Annotated in this window: 15 protein-coding genes; 8 read left to right on the top strand and 7 right to left on the bottom strand. The window is 70.9% G+C overall.

What is annotated here, in order from left to right; genetic code table 11:
- Positions 1-47 precede the first annotated feature (47 nt).
- A complete protein-coding gene (locus tag ACWIDW_RS06750) occupies positions 48-485 on the bottom strand; it encodes a MarR family winged helix-turn-helix transcriptional regulator (protein WP_454123984.1) in 438 nt (145 codons plus the stop codon).
- A 1-nt stretch (position 486) separates the two neighbouring features.
- Positions 487-2,103, bottom strand: a complete 1,617-nt coding sequence (locus ACWIDW_RS06745; protein ID WP_454123982.1) for a DHA2 family efflux MFS transporter permease subunit — start codon at positions 2,101-2,103, stop codon at positions 487-489.
- A 180-nt stretch (positions 2,104-2,283) separates the two neighbouring features.
- Between ACWIDW_RS06745 and ACWIDW_RS06740 the strand changes: the two genes are divergently transcribed.
- Positions 2,284-3,282 carry a formylglycine-generating enzyme family protein gene (locus ACWIDW_RS06740; protein WP_454123980.1) on the top strand — a complete coding sequence of 333 codons (999 nt, stop codon included), beginning with the start codon at positions 2,284-2,286 and terminating at the stop codon, positions 3,280-3,282.
- A gap of 17 nt (positions 3,283-3,299) precedes the next feature.
- Here ACWIDW_RS06740 and ACWIDW_RS06735 read toward each other — a convergent pair whose 3' ends face one another.
- Complete coding sequence (locus ACWIDW_RS06735; protein ID WP_454123979.1) at positions 3,300-3,674, bottom strand: DUF202 domain-containing protein; 375 nt, start codon at positions 3,672-3,674, stop codon at positions 3,300-3,302.
- Entirely contained in the window at positions 3,671-4,039 is a 369-nt protein-coding gene (locus ACWIDW_RS06730) for a YidH family protein (protein WP_452322706.1), read from the bottom strand. Before ACWIDW_RS06730 ends, ACWIDW_RS06735 begins: the two co-directional genes overlap by 4 nt.
- A gap of 98 nt (positions 4,040-4,137) precedes the next feature.
- On the opposite strand from ACWIDW_RS06730, the gene ACWIDW_RS06725 reads away from it, so the two are divergent.
- Positions 4,138-5,160: a zinc-dependent alcohol dehydrogenase family protein gene (locus ACWIDW_RS06725; protein ID WP_454123976.1), complete on the top strand. Its 1,023-nt coding sequence runs from the start codon at positions 4,138-4,140 to the stop codon at positions 5,158-5,160.
- A 5-nt stretch (positions 5,161-5,165) separates the two neighbouring features.
- Here the strand turns inward: ACWIDW_RS06725 and ACWIDW_RS06720 are convergent, their stop codons facing one another.
- Positions 5,166-6,140, bottom strand: a complete 975-nt coding sequence (locus tag ACWIDW_RS06720) for a LacI family DNA-binding transcriptional regulator (protein ID WP_454123975.1) — start codon at positions 6,138-6,140, stop codon at positions 5,166-5,168.
- A gap of 73 nt (positions 6,141-6,213) precedes the next feature.
- On the opposite strand from ACWIDW_RS06720, the gene galT reads away from it, so the two are divergent.
- Both galT and galK read left to right on the top strand, forming a co-directional pair.
- A complete protein-coding gene (gene galT, locus ACWIDW_RS06715) occupies positions 6,214-7,398 on the top strand; it encodes a galactose-1-phosphate uridylyltransferase (protein ID WP_454123973.1) in 1,185 nt (394 codons plus the stop codon).
- A complete protein-coding gene (galK, locus tag ACWIDW_RS06710; protein WP_454123972.1) occupies positions 7,395-8,618 on the top strand; it encodes a galactokinase in 1,224 nt (407 codons plus the stop codon). The genes galT and galK overlap by 4 nt, the downstream gene beginning before the upstream one ends.
- A 35-nt stretch (positions 8,619-8,653) precedes the next feature.
- Here the strand turns inward: galK and ACWIDW_RS06705 are convergent, their stop codons facing one another.
- Positions 8,654-10,087, bottom strand: a complete 1,434-nt coding sequence (locus ACWIDW_RS06705) for a gamma-aminobutyraldehyde dehydrogenase (RefSeq protein ID WP_454123970.1) — start codon at positions 10,085-10,087, stop codon at positions 8,654-8,656.
- Between the two features lie 100 nt (positions 10,088-10,187).
- Here ACWIDW_RS06705 and ACWIDW_RS06700 point away from each other — a divergent pair, with 100 nt between their 5' ends.
- Genes ACWIDW_RS06700 through ACWIDW_RS06690 form a run of 3 tightly spaced genes read left to right on the top strand, consistent with a single transcriptional unit; the run spans position 10,188 to position 12,440 of the window.
- Positions 10,188-10,655 carry an Lrp/AsnC family transcriptional regulator gene (locus ACWIDW_RS06700; RefSeq protein ID WP_454123968.1) on the top strand — a complete coding sequence of 156 codons (468 nt, stop codon included), beginning with the start codon at positions 10,188-10,190 and terminating at the stop codon, positions 10,653-10,655.
- A 37-nt stretch (positions 10,656-10,692) separates the two neighbouring features.
- A complete protein-coding gene (locus ACWIDW_RS06695; protein ID WP_454123966.1) occupies positions 10,693-12,090 on the top strand; it encodes an NAD(P)/FAD-dependent oxidoreductase in 1,398 nt (465 codons plus the stop codon).
- Positions 12,087-12,440 (top strand): cupin domain-containing protein, encoded by a 354-nt coding sequence (locus ACWIDW_RS06690; protein ID WP_454123964.1) that lies wholly within the window; start codon positions 12,087-12,089, stop codon positions 12,438-12,440. The genes ACWIDW_RS06695 and ACWIDW_RS06690 overlap by 4 nt, the downstream gene beginning before the upstream one ends.
- A gap of 138 nt (positions 12,441-12,578) precedes the next feature.
- Here ACWIDW_RS06690 and ACWIDW_RS06685 read toward each other — a convergent pair whose 3' ends face one another.
- Positions 12,579-14,129, bottom strand: a complete 1,551-nt coding sequence (locus ACWIDW_RS06685; RefSeq protein ID WP_454123962.1) for a PucR family transcriptional regulator — start codon at positions 14,127-14,129, stop codon at positions 12,579-12,581.
- A 98-nt stretch (positions 14,130-14,227) separates the two neighbouring features.
- Between ACWIDW_RS06685 and ACWIDW_RS06680 the strand changes: the two genes are divergently transcribed.
- On the top strand, positions 14,228-15,712 hold the full coding sequence (locus ACWIDW_RS06680; RefSeq protein WP_454123960.1) for a CoA-acylating methylmalonate-semialdehyde dehydrogenase: 1,485 nt from the start codon (positions 14,228-14,230) through the stop codon (positions 15,710-15,712).
- Positions 15,713-15,731: the final 19 nt, after the last annotated feature.

The following is a 15,731-nucleotide window of genomic DNA, read 5'->3' as shown; positions in this document are numbered from 1 at the left end:
CACAACTGACCCCGCACGCGATCGGTAACGGAGCGCGCCGCGGCGGCTCAGACCTCGGCGAGCAGGCGGAACGCCTTCGATGCGGCCTGCACCTCATCGGGTGTCAGCTCGGCGAGCACCGCGCGCATCCGCTCGGCGTTCTCGGCCCGCAGCTGGGCGAGCTTCTCCTGCGCCTCGGTCGTGGCGGTGAGCACCCGCAGCCGCCCGTCGCGCTCGTCGGGGCGCGACTCGAGCAGGCCGAACTCCTCGAGCATCCGGATCTGACGGCTCACCATCGACTTGTCCATCTCGAACAGCTCGGCCAGCTGGTGGGCGTTCGCGCCGCCCGTGCGGGCGATGTACGCCAGCAGCTTGTATCCGGAAGGCTGCAGGTCGGGGTGCATGCGCGCCGCCGACTCGCGCCACAGCGTCTTCGCGCGAGCGAAGATGAGGTTCAGATGCCCCTGGAAGTCGGCCAGCGCCTCGTCGACGCTCTGCGTCTGCATCTCAGCGCACCTGCTCCCGCACGCGTCCGTCGTTCTCGACCACGCGGATGCTGCCGGTCGACCCGCCGACCTCGGCCTCGGCGACCTCGATCGCCGACCCCTCGGCCTGCTCGCGCAGCTGCTCGGCGGAGTTCTTCGTCGACAGCGGCTTGTTGCGGATGAAGGCGATCGCGATCACGCCGATCACGGCCAGCGGCACGGCGATCACGAAGGCGTCGGCGATACCGAGACCGTAGGCCGACTCCACCACCTGTCGGATGCTGGCGGGCAGCGACGACACGTCGGGGACGTTGCCCGAGCCGAGCGACTTCAGGGCGCTCACCTCGTCGGGCGACTTCGGGACGAACGAGCCGAGGTCGTCCTTGATGTACGAGCCGACGTTGGTGGCGAGGATGGAGCCCATGATGGTCACGCCGATGGTGCCGGCGATGGTGCGGAAGAAGTTCACGCCCGACGACGCGGCACCCAGCTGCTGCGGGGGCGTGTCGTTCTGCACGATCAGGGTCAGGTTCTGCATCACCATGCCGAGGCCCGCACCCAGCACGAACATGTAGATCGCGACGAGGACGAACGGGGTGTCCCAGCGCAGCGTCGACATCAGCGACACCCCGACGAGGGTGAGCACCGAGCCCAGCATCATCCAGCCCTTCCACTTGCCGAAGCGGCTGACGAGCTGACCGATGATGATCGACGCGCCCATCTGGCCGACGATCATCGGGATCGTCATCAGACCCGACTCCGTGGGCGTCGCGCCGCGGGCGAGCTGGAAGTACTGCGCGAGGAACACCGACGTGGCGAACATCGACACGCCGATCGCGATCGATGCGATCACCGACAGCGTGAACGTGCGGTTCTTGAACAGCGTCATCGGCACGATCGGCTCGGAAACGAAGAACTCGACCGCGATGAACGCGGCGATCACGACGGCGGCGCCGATGCCGAGCACGTAGCTGGTCGACGAGTCCCACTCGAACTGCGAGCCGCCCATCGAGACCCAGATCAGCAGCGCCGAGACACCCACGGCGAGCAGTGCGATGCCGAGGTAGTCGATCGAGACCTTGACGTTCTGCGGCTTGGGCAGGTGCAGGGTGAACTGCAGCAGCACGAGCGCGAGAACGGCGAAGGGCACGCCCACGAAGAAGTTTGCGCGCCAGCCCCACACGTCGGTGATGAAGCCGCCCAGCAGCGGCCCGCCGATCGTCGCGAACGCCATGATTCCGCCGACCACGCCCATGTACTTGCCGCGCTCGCGGGGCGAGATGATGAGGGCGACCGCGACCATGACCAGCGACATCAGTCCGCCGACGCCGACACCCTGCACGACGCGCACGGCGATGAGCATGTTCGTGTCGGTGGAGAAGCCCGAGATCACCGTGCCAACGGTGAACAGCACGAGCGAGAGCTGCACGAGCACCTTGCGGTCGAGCAGGTCGGCGAGCTTGCCCCAGATCGGGGTGGAGACCGCGGTGGCCAGCAGGCTGGCGGTGATCACCCACGTGTACTGCGCCTGCGTTCCGCCGAGATCGGCGATGATGACCGGCATCGAGGTCGAGATCACGGTGCCCGAGAGCACGGCGACGAACATGCCGACGATGAGGCCCGAGATGGCGGTGAACACCTCACGCGCCGAGCGGGTGGTCGGCGCGTGTGAGGACGGAGAGGAAAGAGAGGTCAAAAGGTGCAGCTCCTCGAAGATTGTTGATCTTTCGCAACGGTATCACTGATCGTTGACAGTCATCAACTATTGCCGGAGATCAACTATTCCCCGCACGTCGGCCCAGCGCCCCGGATAGGCTCGATGGACGGTCATCCGCACGGTCGGGTGGTGTCGGAAGGATGCGTTGTGGATGCTGGATGCTCGTGCGGCTGCGGCACGCCCTCTCGGTCGGCTTTCGCGACGGTGTCGCTGCGCCGCGGCGCCGCGCCCGCGGCGGGATCGTCGCAGCACGCCGTGCCGCAGGTGATCGTGCCGGCCGGATCGTTCGTCATGGGGGACTCCTCGGGCGACCGCAACGCCGCCGACGGCGAGGTGCCGCTGCACCGGGTGTCGCTCGACGCGTTCTCGATGGATGCCACGAGCGTGACCAATGACGACTTCGCGCGCTTCGTCGACGACACCGGCTACCGCACCGAGGCCGAGGAGTTCGGCTTCTCGGCGGTGTTCCATCTCGCCCTCGCCGCCGACGACGACGACGTGCTGGGCCGGCCGCCGCAGACCCCGTGGTGGATCGGCGTGCGCGCCGCCGACTGGCGTCGTCCCGGCGGTCAGCGCTCGAGCATCGACGGGCTGGGCGATCACCCGGTGGTGCACATCAGCTGGAACGACGCGCAGGCGTACTGCGACTGGGCGGGGCGGCGACTGCCCACCGAGGCCGAGTGGGAGTACGCCGCGCGCGGCGGTCTCGAGCAGCGCACGTACCCGTGGGGCGATGACGAGGTCGACGACGGCGGCTGGCGCACGAACATCTGGCAGGGCGAGTTCCCGCGGGTCAACACCCTCGAGGACGGCTGGCTGACCACCGCGCCGGTGCGCTCGTTCGAGCCCAACGGGTACGGACTGTGGCAGATGGTCGGCAACGTGTGGGAGTGGGCATCCGACTGGTTCTCCCCCGGGTACTACCGCGTCTCGCCGTCGCACGCCCCGACCGGGCCGGAGCGCGGGCAGTCGCGGGTGCTGCGCGGAGGCAGCTACCTCTGCCACGCGTCGTACTGCAACCGCTACCGCAACTCGGCCCGCTCGCAGAACACCCCGGATTCGTCGATGGGCAACGCCGGGTTCCGCACCGTGAGTCGGTAGCGAGCGCCGCGTCGCCGTCAGATCGAGACGGTGAGCACGGCGGCGAGGCCCAGCATCCCTGCCACCGCCACCCCCGCGGTGAGCGCGACCAGCGCGCCCGCGCCGGCCACGCGCGGGGCGCGGCCGCGCCCGACGTCGTCCATGAAGGCGTGATGGCGGCGGCGCGAGACCCGCCAGAGGAGGGATGCCGCCAGCAGACCGATCATGCCCGGAATCACCCATTGCACGCCGCCCAGCCAGAGCGGAAGCACGCGCAGCGAGATGAGCGATCCGACCGCGAGCGACAGCGCGGTGCGTCGCCACGACAGCGAGGTGCGCTCGAGCTGCAGACCGGCGTCGAACGGGCCGGACCACGACCGTCCGGGCTGGGATCCGTCGGCGCGATCGCTCATCGCAGCACGGCGAGCAGCACGAGCACGCCCGACGCGACCACCGCGACCGCGAGCACGATCCCGGTGGGAGGCTGTGGCAGCGGCCGGCCGAGCCGCATGGCCCGCTCCACCCGCGACCACTCCACCCAGGCGATGATCGGCAGCACGATGCCCGTGATGATGAGCACGAGCGACGCGGCCAGACGCAGCGGGGCGTACATGTCGAGCGCGAGCGCCTCGAGTGCGACGCCACCGGCGATCAGCGCGAGCGCAGTGCGGGTCCAGGCGAGGAAGGTGCGCTCGTTCGCGAGCGAGAAGCGCACATCGGGCTCGCTGCCCTGCCCGAACACCGAGCGCGGGAAACGACGGTCCGGATGCGCACTCACCCGATCAGGATACCGGCGGCCGGCCGTCGCCGTTCGCCCGGCGCAGCGAGGGTCGACGATCCCTCGCATTCCGGCCCGCGGAGTGGTGGAGTAGACGCATGCGCGCAGTGATCATGCACGGACCCGGCGATGTCCGGGTCGAAGACGTCGCGACCCCCGAGCTGGTGAAGCCCACCGATGCGATCATCCGCGTCGACGCCGCCTGCATCTGCGGCTCGGATCTGTGGCCGTACCGCGGCATCTCGCCGCTGAGGCGGCCGTCGCGAATGGGCCACGAGTACATCGGCGTCGTCGAGCGGATCGGCGCCGAGGTGCGCGACATCGAGGTGGGCGACTTCGTGGTCGGCTCGTTCATGGCATCCGACAACACCTGCGAGATCTGTCTGGCCGGCTATCAGTCGCGATGCATCCACGTCGTCGGGATGGGATCGATCGGCACGCAGGCCGAGTACGCGCGGATCCCGTGGGCGGATGGGACGCTCGTGAAGGTCACGGGCGACATCACGCCCGAGCGCCGTCGCAGCCTGCTCGCCGCATCCGACGTGCTCGGCACGGGGTGGTTCGCAGCGGTCGCGGCCGAGGCGGGCCCCGGCAAGACGGTGGCCGTGGTCGGCGACGGGGCGGTCGGTCTGCTCGGCATCCTCGCCGCGTCGCAGCTGGGGGCCGAGCGCATCATCGCGATGTCGCGGCATGCCGATCGCCAGGCGCTCGCCCGTCGCTTCGGTGCGACCGACATCGTCGAGGCGCGAGGGGATGCCGGGGTCGCGGCGATCAAGGAGATGACGGGCGGCTACGGCGCGCACTCCACCATCGAGGCGGTCGGCACGCAGGAGGCGATGCAGCAGGCCATCCGCTCCACCCGCGCCGGCGGCCACGTCGGATTCGTCGGCGTCTCGCACGGGGTGAGCCTCGACGGTCAGGAGCTGTTCCTCTCGGGCATCCACCTGCACGGCGGGCCCGCGCCGGTGCGCCGCTTCCTGCCCGATCTGATCGACAGGATCATGCGCGACGAGATCGACCCGGGCGCGGTGTTCGACCGGACGCTGCCGATCGACGACGCGGCCGAGGGCTATCGCGCGATGGACGAGCGCCGCGCGATCAAGGTGATGCTCGAGTTCTGAGCGCGTCAGGCGCTCGCCCGGCGGATCAGCACGGGGGCCAGCAGCAGATCGGCCGGTCGCGCGCCCTCGATCCACTCCACGAGGGCGGCGACCGCCTGCTCGCCCAGAGCGTCGAAGTCCTGACGCACGGTCGTCAGCGGAGGCTGGAAGTCGGCCGCGTCGGCGATGTCGTCGAAGCCGATCACGGCGACGTCGTCGGGCACGCGGCGCCCGGATTCGGCGAGCGCCCGCAGCGCCCCGAGCGCCATCTGGTCGTTCGCGGCGAAGATCGCGGTGACGCCGGATGCCGGCATGCGCCCCACGGATTCGAAGCCGGATGCCGCACTCCAGTCGCCGCGCACCACGTCGGGCCTCTCGATGCCCGCCGCGGCGAGCGCCTCGCGCCAGCCGCGCTCGCGCTCGGCTGCGGCGAACGAGCCGGACGGCCCGGCGAGGTGGTGCACCGTGCGATGCCCGGCGCGCAGCAGATGCTCGGTCGCGTCGCGAGCGCCCGCAGCGTGGTCGGTGCCGATCACGGTGAAGCGCTCGTCGGCCGGCGAGTCGACGACGACCAGGCGCAGACCTGCGGATGCCGCGTCGCGCGCCAGCGCGGTGGCCTCGTTCAGCACGATGGCGCCGTCGACGCCCTGATCGTCGAGGCGATCGAACGCGCCGGCGATGTCGGCATCCGCCCCCAGGGTGAGCACGGTCAGCGCGTAGCCGCGCGATGCCGCCGCGTCGGCGACGGCCTGCAGCATGCGGGAGTTGCCGACCGTGGCGAGGGTCTGCGCGACGAGGCCGAGGGTCTGACTGCGGCCGGTGCGCAGGGCGCGCGCCGCGCGGTTCGGGCGGTAGCCGAGCTCGGCCATGGCCTGTTCGACGCGGGCCCTGGTCTCGGGATCGACTCTGGGGCTGCCGTTCGCGACGCGGGAGACGGTCTGACCCGAGACGCCCGCCCGCTGGGCGACCATCGCCATCGACACGCGCGCGGGGTGCGGCATCCGGTCTCCTCCGACTCGAGAGCACAGCTCGGGAATGTTGACGTTACCACGGCGTGCGCGGTAGTGTGTTGACGTGAACACACCAGAGTCTCCCGAGACGCGAACCGCCGAGCTCGGCGCCGGCGTCATCACCCGCGCCACCCGCCTGGCCGACGGGCGCGAGCTGTTCTACTACGACGATCCGGGCACGACCCTCGGCGCCGACCGGGCCATCGACGCCCGCACGCTCGACGCGAGGCCCGAGACGGCGACGATGCGACAGGACGTCCTCACCGGCGACTGGATCAGCTTCGCCACCGCGCGTCAGAACCGGGTCATGATGCCGAGCGCCGACTCCGACCCGCTGGCTCCGCAGACGCCCAGCAATCCGTCCGAGGTGCCGGCGAACTACGACGTCGCGGTCTTCGAGAACCGCTCCCCCGCTTTCGGGCCCGCGCTGGCCGAGGCCGTCGGCGACGTGCCCGCGGCGCGCAACTCCCCGCGCGGACTCGACGATCTCGCCGAGCTCGGCCTGGGTCGCACGCGCACGAGCATCGGCCGCTGCGAGGTGGTGTGCTTCAGCCCCGACCACGAGGGGTCGTTCGGCACGCAGTCGGTCACCCGCGCACGCACGGTTATCGAGGCGTGGGCCGATCGCACCGCGGCGCTGTCGGCGCTGCCCGGCATCCAGCAGGTGTTCCCGTTCGAGAACCGCGGCGAGGCGATCGGCGTCACGCTGCCGCACCCGCACGGGCAGATCTACGCCTACCCGTACGTCACCCCCCGCACGCAGCGGCTGCTCGACAGCATCCACCGCACCGCGCCCGACCTCATGACGCGCATCCTCGATTCCGAGCGCGACTCCGACCGCGTCGTGCTGCAGGGCGAGCACTGGACCGCCTTCGTGCCGTTCGCGGCCCGCTGGCCGCTCGAGGTGCAGCTCATGCCGCACCGCCACGCGCCCGACTTCGCCGCTCTCACCGACGCCGAGCGCGACGAGCTCGCCCCGCTGTACCTGCGTCTGCTGCGGGGAGCGGATGCCCTGTACTCGACCCCCACGGCCTACATCGCCGGATGGCACCAGGCCCCCGTGAACACCGGCCGCGACACCGTGCGCATGCGCCTCGAGCTGACCAGCCCGCGTCGCGCGGAGGACAAGCTGAAGTTCCTCGCCGGGTCCGAGGCCGCGATGGGCGCGTGGACCGCCGAGATCCTTCCCGAGGTCGCCGCCGAGCGCCTCCGCACCGCCATCGAATCCGTTCCCGAGGTCACCGCATGAGCGCTCTTGACGCCGCCCGCACGCTGTTCACCGAGCTCAGCGGCCGCGATCCCGAGGGCGTCTGGTCGGCGCCGGGCCGGGTGAACCTCATCGGCGAGCACACCGACTACAACGAGGGCTTCGTGCTGCCGTTCGCGATCCCGCACCGCACGTTCGCCGCGGCGCGGCTGCGTGACGACGACCGCGTCCGCGTGACGTCGACCTTCGCCGCGGAGCCGGTCGAGGTGGGTCTGAAAGACCTCGAGGTGCTGTTCCCGGCCCTTCGACAGGCTCAGGGACCCAATGGGCAGGCTCACGGACCCGATGGGCAGGCTCGGCCCGCCGTGCCGGAGTGGTCTGCGTACGTGCTCGGCGTCGCCTGGGCCCTCCAGCTCGCGGCTCCCGAGGCACCGCTGCGCGGAGTCGACATCGCGATCGCATCCGACGTGCCGGTCGGGGCGGGGCTGTCATCGTCCGCGGCGATCGAGGGGTCGGTGGCATCCGCCCTGAACGACCTCTGGAAGCTCGACCTCGACCCCGTCGCCCTCGCGCAGGTCGGCCGACGCGCCGAGAACGAGGCTGTCGGGGCGCCCACCGGGATCATGGACCAGATGGCATCGATGCTCGGCCGTCCGGACGCCGCGACGTTCATCGACTGCCGTTCGCTGGCGACCGAGTCGGTACCCACCGGGTTCACCGGTGAGGGCCTCGAGGTGCTCGTCATCGACACGCAGGTGAGCCACTCGCACTCCACGGGCGGGTATCGCGAGCGGCGCGACGCCTGCGAGCGCGGCGCGGCGCTGCTGGGCATCCCGTCGCTGCGCGACGCGGCCGAGTCCGACCTGCCGCGCGCCGCAGAGCTGATGGACGACGTCACGTTCCGCCGCGTGCGTCACGTGATCACCGAGAACCAGCGGGTGCTCGACACCGTGCGCGTGCTCGGATCCGACGGCCCGCGGGCGATCGGCGACCTGCTGGTCGCCTCGCACGCGTCGATGCGCGACGACTTCGAGATCTCGGTTCCCGAGCTCGACCTCGCCGTCGAGACGGCGCTCGCGCACGGCGCGGTCGGGGCGCGGATGACCGGCGGCGGCTTCGGCGGCGCCGCGATCGCGCTCGTCGAGCGCGATGCCGTCGGCCAGGTGGCGGATGCCGTCGCCCGGGCGTTCGCGGATGCAGGATTCGGCGCACCGCACGTGTTCACCGTGCATCCCGCCGACGGCCCGCGACGCGACGCCTGAGACGGCTCGGCGCGGGGCTGTGCGGCTCGCCTGAGTCAGTCGAGCACGCTCATCACGTGCTTGATGCGGGTGTAGTCGTCGAAGCCGTACTGCGAGAGGTCCTTGCCGTAACCGGAGTGCTTGAACCCGCCGTGCGGCATGTCCGACACGAACGGGATGTGCGTGTTCACCCAGACGCAGCCGAAGTCGAGGTCGCGCGTGAAGCGCATCGCCCTGGTGTGATCGCGCGTGAAGACCGACGCGGCGAGCGCGTAGCGCACGCCGTTCGCCATCGCGAGCGCCTCGTCGTCGGTGTCGAACGGCTGCACGGTGAGCACCGGTCCGAAGATCTCGTTCTGCACGGCCTCGTCGTCCTGCCGCATGCCCGACGCGATCGTCGGCTCGAAGAACCAGCCCTTGTCGCCCTGGCGGCGCCCGCCGGTCTCGATCGTGGCATGCGCGGGCAGCCGGTCGATGAAGCCCTGCACCTGGGCGAGCTGCGCCGCGCTCGAGAGCGGACCGTACAGCACACCCTCCTCGTGCGGCCCGCCGGTGCGCGCGTGCGTGCGCGTGCGCTCGACCAGGGCGCGCACCAGCTCGTCGTGCACCGACGCGTGCGCGATCACGCGGGTCGCCGCGGTGCAGTCCTGCCCGGCATTGAAGAACGCGGCGGTGACGATGGCATCCACCGCCTTCTCGATCGATGCGTCATCGAAGACGATCGCGGGCGCCTTCCCGCCCAGCTCGAGGTGCACACGCTTCAGATCGTTCGCCGCCGATGATGCCACCGCCATGCCCGCCCGCACCGATCCGGTGATGGCGACCATCTGCGGCACGGGGTGCGCGACGAGGGCGGCGCCGGTGTCGCGGTCGCCGAGCACGACGTTCAGCGTGCCGGCGGGCGTGTGCTCGGCGACGATCTCAGCCAGCAGAAGCGTCGACAGCGGGGTCGACTCCGCGGGCTTGAGCACCACAGTGTTCCCCGCGGCGAGCGCAGGGGCGATCTTCCACACCGCCATGTTCAGCGGATAGTTCCACGGCGTCACCTGACCGATCACGCCGATCGGCTCGCGACGCACGTACGAGGTGTGCCCTGCGGCGTACTCGCCGGCGGCGCGCCCCTCGAGGCTGCGGGCGGCGCCGGCGAAGAAGCGCAGCTGGTCGATCGACTGCGCGATCTCGTCCGCGACGAGGGTCGCGCGCGGCTTGCCGGTGTCCTGCGACTCGAGGTCGGCGAACTCCTCGGCGCGGGACGCCATGGCATCCGCGATCCGGAACAGCGCCAGCTGCCGCTCGGCCGGTGTCTTGTCGCGCCAGATCGGGAAGGCCGCCGCCGCGGCCGCGTAGGCTGCGTCGAGGTCGTGCTCGTCGGACAGCGGGATCCGGCCGTACACCTCTTCGGTGGCCGGATCGATGAGGTCGAGGGTTCCGGTGCCGTGCGCATGGCGCGGCGAGCCGGCGATGTGGTTCTGCAGTGTCGTCGTCGCCATGCGGCCACCATACCCATCCATTCTGCGGATTCGGGAGTTTTTCCCGCTTTTTTCTTCGGATCCGGTTGCACGCGCCGCGTTCTCATGTCAGGATCGGCGCATGACTGACAAGCTGAAGACCGCGACGCTGGATGATGTCTCGAAGCGGATCATCGAGCTGCTGCAGCAGGACGGTCGCCGGCCCTACGCCGAGATCGGCCGCGTGGTCGGTCTCAGCGAAGCCGCGGTCCGGCAGCGCGTGCAGCGCCTCACCGACGCGGGCGTCATGCAGATCGTGGCGGTCACCGACCCCCGGCAGCTCGGCTTCGCGCGGATGGCGATGATCGGCATCCGCACCTCCGGCGATCCGCGCGAGGTCGCCGAGGCCGTCAAGGCGTTCGACGAGATCGCGTACGTCGTCGTCACTCTGGGCACCTTCGACGTGCTCGCCGAGGCCATCTGCGAGACCGATGAAGACCTGCTCGAGCTGGTGTCGATGCGCGTGCGCGCGATTCCCGGGGTCGAGCACACCGAGAGCCTCATCTACGCCGGCCTGCACAAGGACTTCTACAACTGGGGCACGCGCTGACATCCGGCTCGACCCTCCTCACGAGAGAACGAGAACCATGGGCACCACCGTGTTCGAACGCTCGCGCCCGCGCGACAGCCTGATCGACGCCGCCCTGCGCGACACCACGCACGCGACCTTCTGGCTCGACGACGTCGAGCGGCCCGCTTATCCGGCGCTCACGGCGAGCACCCGCGCCGACCTCGTCATCGTCGGCGGCGGATACGCCGGGCTCTGGACGGCCGTGCGCGCCAAGGAGCGCGACCCGCAGCGCTCGGTCATCGTGCTCGAGGCTGCGCGGATCGGATGGGCGGCATCCGGTCGCAACGGCGGCTTCTGCGAGGCCAGCCTCACCCACGGCTACGAGAACGGCATGAACCGCTGGCCGGGCGAGATGGAGCAGCTCGAGCGGCTCGGGCTCGAGAACCTCGACGGCATCCAGCAGTCGGTCGAGCGGTATGGCATGGACGTCGACTGGGAGCGCACGGGACAGCTCGCCGTCGCCGTCGAGCCGCATCAGATCGACTGGATGCAGGGCGACGGCTTCCTGGATCAGGATGCCGTGCGCGCCGAGGTGCACTCCCCCACCTATCTGGCCGGCAACTGGGACCGCGACGGGTGCGCGATGATCCACCCGGCGAAGCTCGCGGTGGAGCTGGCGCGGGTGGCCACCGAACTGGGGGTCGTGATCCACGAGCGCAGCCGCGTCACCGGCATCCGCGGAACTGCTCGCCAGACCGTCACCGTCGCCGGTGGGGCGACCGTCACCGCCGACCACGTCGCCCTGGCCACCAACGTGTTCCCGTCGCTGCTCAGGCGCAACCGGCTGATGACCGTGCCGGTTTACGACTACGTGCTGATGACCGAGCCGCTCAACGGCGAGCAGCTGCGGTCGATCGGCTGGCGGAACAGGCAGGGGCTGGCCGACAGCGCCAACCAGTTCCATTACTACCGCCTCAGCGCCGACAACCGCATCCTGTTCGGCGGCTACGACGCGATCTATCACTTCGGCGGCAAGGTGCGTGCCGAGTACGAGAAGCGCCCCGAGAGCTTCCGCCGGCTCGCCTCGCACTTCTTCACGACGTTCCCGCAGCTGGAAGGCCTGCGTTTCACGCACCGCTGGGCGGGCGCGATCGACTCGTGCAGCCGCTTCTGCGCGTTCTTCGGCACAGCCCGCGGGGGGCGCGTCGCGTACGCGACGGGGTTCACCGGCCTCGGCGTCGGCGCGAGCCGGTTCGCCGCCGACGTCATGCTCGACGAGCTCGCCGGGCTCACGACCGAGCGCACCGAGCTCGAGATGGTGCGAACCCGCCCGATCCCGTTCCCACCCGAGCCGGCCGCCGCGATCGGCGTGAACCTCGTGCGCCGGTCGATGGATCGCGCCGACCACAACGAGGGCAAGCGCGACCTGCTGCTGAAGACCCTCGACGCCGTCGGCATGGGGTTCGACTCGTGAGCCTGCCGTTGGATCGCGCCGCAATCGTGACGGATGCCCTGCACGAGCCGCTCGCACGAGACTCGCTGTCCGCGGACGCGGTTCGCGCGGGGGCGCCTGCTGTCGGCATCCGGGAGCTCGGCACGTTCGCCGGAGTCGAACTGGGCATCTGGGAGATGACCGAGGGCGCCGCGGTCGACACCGAGATCGACGAGGTGTTCATCGTGCTCGCGGGCAGCGCGCGGATCGACGTCATCGAGCCGGCGATGCCGTCGATCGACGTGCGCGCGGGTTCCGTCGTGCGTCTGGAGGCCGGGATGCAGACCCTGTGGACCGTGCACGAGACGCTGCGCAAGGTGTACATCGCCTGACGGCGGCCCGCCCTGGTGGCGGCACCGGCCTCCTCGGAGGTGCCACTTCGGGGCCGACACTCCAGATGTCGGACGGATTCGCAGGATGTGTCCGACATCTGGAGTGTCGGCCCCCGTTCTGTGCGCGCACCGGCGCGGTCAGCCGCGGGCCAGCAGGGCGAGGTGCAGGGCCGCGAGAGTCTCGCCGTCGTCGAGGTCGGCCCCGAGCAGATCCGAGATCACCGCGAGGCGCTGATAGAACACCGACCGCGACAGGTGCGAGGCCGTCGCCGCGGCCGTACGGCTGCCGGGATGCGCCACCACCGCCCCGAGCACGCGCACGAGGTCACCCCGATGCTGCTCGTCGTGCTGGATCAGCGGCGCGAGCAGGCGCTCGGCATGCTCCTGCAGCCGGTGGTCGTCGCCCAGCTCGGTGACGAGACGCGTGAGCGGACGGTCGTCGACGCGGCGCACCTCACCCGTGCGCAGACGAGCGGCGAGCAGACGAGTCGGGCGGATGGATGCCAGCAGCTGAGCGACCGTCGAGACCTCGGGGCCCACGGCGAGACCGAGTCCGGTCGCGTCCGCGGCGCGGCGCAGCGCTGCCGACCGGATGCCCGCGGCGGTCGACACGAGCACCACCACCGCGCCGTCGTGCACCGCGCCCAGCGTGCGGATCGTCGCGCGCGTGGACCCGTCGGCGGCGAGCGCGGCGATCAGGGCATCCAGCACCTCGGCATCCGCCCCCTCCGCGACCAGCACGCACAGCGCGCGACCACGCACCGGCAGCCCCGCGGCCTCCATCCGGGCGGCGACGTCGTCGTCGCCGGTGTGCCGCCCGTTCAGCACGGCGTCGACGAGCTCGCGCGCGGGCAGCGCCGCCCAGTCGTCGGGTCCGTCCGCCAGCCGCGCGAGCGCGAGAGCGGTCGCGGCGAGCTCGAGCACGGTCGTCCGTCCTGCCGGATGCTCGGGCCCCGGCAGCGCGACGAGGGTGCCCCAGCGCACGCCGCGGGCCTCGACCGGCACCGCGAGCAGTCCGCGTCCGGACCGCGAGCGCGCCGGCCAGTCAGCGAGCGCGTCGCTCGCCGTCTGCCCCCACAGCTCGGCGGTGACCACCTCGCGGCTCGGCGTCTCGAGCACGACCGGCGCACCCAGCGTCTGCGCGGCGGCGTGCACGACCGTGTCGGCCGGGGCTCCGCGCAACGTCAGGGCGGTGAACAGCTCGTGCAGGCGCTGCCGTTCCTGCAGCGCCTCCCACTGCCCCGCGATGATGCGCCGGTGCACCGCCTCGGTGACCGCCACGAACTTGACCACGCGCTCCAGGGCGATCAGGGCGAGACCGTGCGCGCGGCATGCCGCGATCAGGGCGGGCGGCGCGACGGGGAACCTCGTGCCGAGCTCGAGCACGACACCCGCCACCCCGGCGGCGGCCAGGCTCGCGGTGACCGCGCGCAGCGCGGCATCCGTTCCGCGCCACCCTGCCGCTGTCGTCAGCAGCAGCTCACCGCCGTCGAGCAGAGCCGCGACCTCGTCGCTGTCCGACACGTGCACCCAGCGCACGCGGGCATCGAGCGCGGAGCCGCCGACGAGCACCTGCGGGTCGCCCCGGCTCAGCACTCCGGCGTCGAGCACGTCGCGCACGCGCGGCAGCGCGACACCGTCCGGACGTTCTGTCCGAGCGAGGTCATCTTCCGGACTGTCTGCAGCCATGCATCCATCCTGCCCACTGCTTTGATGAGAAGCGACCCTGATCGTCCTGCCGGACAATCTGTGCGAACGACTTGATCATCTCGATGAGGAGAACCCCCGTGACCACGATCCGTCACTACATCGACGGCGCCGAGACCGGCGCCACCGACCGCACGCTGCCGGTCTACAACCCCGCCACCGGCGAGGCGCACCGCCGGGTCGCCGCCGCCGGCGTGCACGAGGTCGAGCAGGCGATCGCGTCGGCGAAGGTCGCGCAGCCGGCGTGGCGCGCATCCAGTCTCATCAAGCGGGCCGATGTGTTCTTCCGGCTGCGGCAGATCCTCGCCGAGCGCACGGATGAGCTGGCCGCGATCGTCACCAGCGAGCACGGCAAGGTGCTCTCGGATGCGGCCGGAGAGGTGTCGCGCGGCATCGAGAACGTCGAGTTCGCCGCCGGCCTGCTGCACCACCTCAAGGGCGAGCGCGCCGAGCAGGTATCCCGCGGTGTCGACGTGCACTCGGTCAAGCAGCCGGTCGGCGTCGTCGCCTGCATCACGCCGTTCAACTTCCCGGTGATGGTGCCGCTGTGGATGGTCGCCTCGGCGATCGCGTGCGGCAACACCGTCGTGCTCAAGCCCAGCGAGAAGGATCCGTCTGCGGCGATCTGGCTGGCGAAGGCGTTTCAGGAGGCGGGGCTGCCCGACGGCGTGCTCAACGTCGTGAACGGCGACAAGGAGGCCGTCGACACCCTGCTCGACTCGAAGCACATCGGCGCGGTGAGCTTCGTCGGATCGACGCCGATCGCCCGATCGATCTACCAGCGTGCGTCTGCCAACGGCAAGCGCGTGCAGGCGCTGGGCGGGGCGAAGAACCACATGGTCGTCATGCCCGACGCCGACCTCGACGGCGCCGTCGCCGCGGCGATCTCGGCCGCGTACGGCTCGGCGGGCGAGCGCTGCATGGCCGTGTCGGTGCTGGTCGCCGTGGGCGACATCGCCGACGACCTGGTCGACGGCATCCGCTCCCGCATCGCCGACCTGCGCATCGGCGACGGCACCGACGCGGCAAGCGAGATGGGTCCGCTGATCACCCGCGAGCACCGCGACAAGGTGGCCTCCTACGTCGCCGGCGCCGCGGCGGAGGGCGCGACGGTGGTCGTCGACGGCACGCAGAAGGCGTTCGACGGCGACGGCTTCTTCACCGGCGTCTCGTTGATCGATGACGTCAAGCCGGGCATGACGGTCTACGACGACGAGATCTTCGGCCCGGTGCTCTCGGTCGTGCGCGTCGACAGCTACGCCGAGGCCGTCGATCTCATCAACGCCAATCAGTACGGCAACGGCACGGCGATCTTCACCCGCGACGGCGGCACCGCGCGCCAGTTCGAATTCGACATCGAGGTCGGCATGGTCGGCGTCAACGTGCCCATCCCCGTGCCGGTCGGGGCGTTCTCGTTCGGCGGCTGGAAGGACTCGCTGTTCGGCGACGCGCACATCTACGGCCCGGAGTCGATCAACTTCTACACGCGCTCGAAGGTGGTCACCACGCGCTGGCCCGACCACACCCCGGCGCAGGTCGACCTCGGCTTCCCGAGCAACCACTGACGTTCCGACGACTGAGGAG

Source organism: Microbacterium sp. NPDC055312, assembly GCF_053645675.1.
Note: the sequence above shows the minus strand (reverse complement) of the source record. Positions and strands in the feature narration are given on the sequence as shown.